Below are 2,212 nucleotides of genomic sequence, written 5' to 3' on the forward strand. Positions count from 1 at the left end.
ACACAGTCCGGCAGCTGTCCTCAGAGCGTGACGCGAACGTCCTTCTCGATGGCCGCTACGTGCTCAAGGTGTCGAACCCTGCTGAGGATCCCGCCGTCGTCGACATGGAGAATGCGGCGATGTCGCACGCGGCGCGGGCCGCCGCCGACCTGCCGCTGCCCTCGATGGTCCCGGCCGCCTCCGGCGTATCCGTCGCCCGCGTCATCGACGACGCCGGCGCAGCGTGCCTGGCCCGGCTCATCACCGTCGTCCCGGGTTCTCCGGCCGAAGGCCGGCCCGTCACCACTGAGCTCGCCGGGCAGGTCGGCGCCCTCGCCGCCCGCACCAGCCTGGCCCTGCAGGGACTGTTCCACCGCGCAGGCGGCCGCGTCCTGGACTGGGATGTCCGCCGTGCCCACCATGTGCTCGGCGAGCCGGATGTTCTCGGCAGTCTCGGCGCTCTCGGCCCCCCGGTCGCCAGGGTCCTGCCGCGCCTGGCGGCCGCGGCCGACGCCACTGCCGCTTTGCCCGCTGGCCTCAACCACGCCGATGTCACCCTGACCAACATCTTGACCAGCACCAGCCCGGGCGCACCCGTCATCACGGGGCTGATCGACTTCGGCGACATGCACCACACAGCGCACGTCTGCGATCTGGCCGTCACCCTGACCTCCGTCGTGCGCAATACCGCCAGGCAGCAGCCGGCGGGCACCTGGGACCTGGCCGGAGCCGTCCTGACCGGCTACCAGCGGCACCGCCCGCTGACCCCGCAGGAGGCCGACGTCCTCGGCGACCTCATCATCGGCCGTCTCGCGCTGACGCTGGCGATCTCGCAGCGCCGGCCGGCCGCGAACGAGGACCATCAGGCCTACATCAGCCAGTACGACACCAGCACACGCCGCATCCTCGGCGAGCTCCTCGACCTCGGCCCCGGCCAGGTCACCCGCCGCCTGCACACCCTGGCCGGCACCAGCCGGGTGATCCTCTCCGGCACGGAGCCGGGAGACCTGCTCCGGCGCCGCCGCCGGGTCACCGGCGGTGCACTCAGTCCGCTGTTCTACTCCCGGCCCTTGCACATCGTCCGCGGCGAAGGGCCGTGGCTGTTCGCCGCCGACGGCACCCGCTACCTCGACGCCTACAACAACGTCGCCGTCGTCGGGCACGCCCACCCCACCGTGACCCAGGCGGTCAGCCGCCAGCTCCGCGTCCTCAACACCCACTCCCGGTACCTGCACCACGGCATCGTCGAGCTCGCCGAGCGACTGCTCGCGACCATGCCCGGGCCACTGGACACGTGCCTGTTCACCACCTCAGGCACCGAGGCCAACGAGCTCGCCTGGCGGATGGCCACCGCCTGCACCGGCGGCAACGCCGCCGTCATCGCCGAGCACGCCTACCACGGGTCAACCAAATGGATGGCCGACCTGAGCTCCAACGAATGGCCCGCCGGCTACCACCCCGACCACGTCGCCACCTTCGCCGCGCCCCGTCCCAGCACCGGCGGCGTCGACCGCCAGACGGCTGCCGGACGGGTAACCGCAGCTGCCGCCCGTCTCGCGGACCACGGTGACAAGGCCGCTCTCGTCCTGGCCGACGTCGGCTTCACCAGCGAAGGCATCCTCGACGCCCCTGCCGACTTCATCGCCGGCCTGGTCGACGGCGCGCACAGCGCAGGCGCCCTCTTCCTCGCCGACGAGGTCCAGGCTGGCTACGGGCGGGTCGGCCCCGCCTTCTGGCGCTTCGCCGCCGCTGGCGTCACGCCTGACTTCGTCACTCTCGGCAAGCCGATGGGAGCCGGCTACCCGATCGGCGCCCTCATCACCCGGCGGGAGATCGCCGAGAGCCTCGCCCGCGACTACGAGTACTTCTCCACCTTCGCCGCCACCCCCGCCGCCGCGGCCGCCGGTCTCGCCGTCCTCGACGTCCTGGAGAACGAACGCATCCCCGAACGCACCCCAACCGTCGGAGATTACCTGCGCGACAAGCTGCGCGAGCTAGCGCGGCAAGACGCCCGCCTCGGCGACGTCCGCGGGACCGGACTGATCGCGGGCATCGAGGTCACCGGCCAGCCGCACGCCCGGGACCGCGCAGCCCGCCGCGCCTTCGCCCGGGCCCTGCTCGACGCGCTCCGGGACCATCATGTCCTGGCCGGACTTACCGGACCAGACGGCACCGTCCTGAAGGTCCGCCCACCGCTGATCTGGCATACCGGCCAGGCTGATCTCTTCGCCGC

The 2,212-nt window shown here is 72.2% G+C and carries 1 protein-coding gene; it reads left to right on the plus strand.

Annotated elements, in window-relative coordinates; translation table 11 throughout:
- On the plus strand, positions 1-2,212 hold a 2,212-nt coding region (locus WA805_RS05610; RefSeq protein WP_425241809.1), incomplete at both ends, for an aminotransferase class III-fold pyridoxal phosphate-dependent enzyme.

Source organism: Trebonia sp., assembly GCF_049794275.1.
GTDB lineage: Bacteria > Actinomycetota > Actinomycetes > Streptosporangiales > Streptosporangiaceae > Trebonia.